The following is a 423-nucleotide window of genomic DNA, read 5'->3' as shown; positions in this document are numbered from 1 at the left end:
AAAAGGTTGTGGTAAATGGAAAAGTGGCTTGGGCTAAGCCCTCATAGCCTTCTCAATCTCTTTGAGCCTCTCTCCGGAGGGCTCTACGTCGAAGAACGCCTCTGCCTCTTTTATCGTTTCTTCGTCAAAGTTTCCGCTCAGGATGCTTTCGCTCGTTACGTCGAGCATGGAACTCAGAGCCTCGTCGAGGGTTTCAACCTTCGCCATCGCCTTTTCGAACTCAACCTGCATCTTGGCAACGTCCTCTGCTCCGGGTCCCTCTGCAATGCTCTCAACGATGTCCCTGCTGAAGCGGAGGAACTCAGCCGAGACCTTAACGAGTTCCCTCTGGATTTCTGCCTCCTCCATGAGGAGGAGAAGGCGCTTCGCCTGCTTTATTCGATTCTCAAGGACAAGGTACTTTACGGCGCTTCTTCTCAGCAG

Annotated in this window: 1 protein-coding gene; it reads right to left on the bottom strand. The window is 52.7% G+C overall.

Annotated elements, in window-relative coordinates; translation table 11 throughout:
• Nucleotides 1-33: 33 nt before the first annotated feature.
• Nucleotides 34-423, bottom strand: a 390-nt coding sequence (locus tag E3E33_RS10715) for a hypothetical protein (RefSeq protein ID WP_167731696.1), incomplete at its 5' end; no start/stop codon positions are given.

It is taken from the genome of Thermococcus sp. GR5, assembly GCF_012027535.1.
Taxonomy (GTDB): domain Archaea; phylum Methanobacteriota_B; class Thermococci; order Thermococcales; family Thermococcaceae; genus Thermococcus; species Thermococcus onnurineus.
Note: the sequence above shows the minus strand (reverse complement) of the source record. Positions and strands in the feature narration are given on the sequence as shown.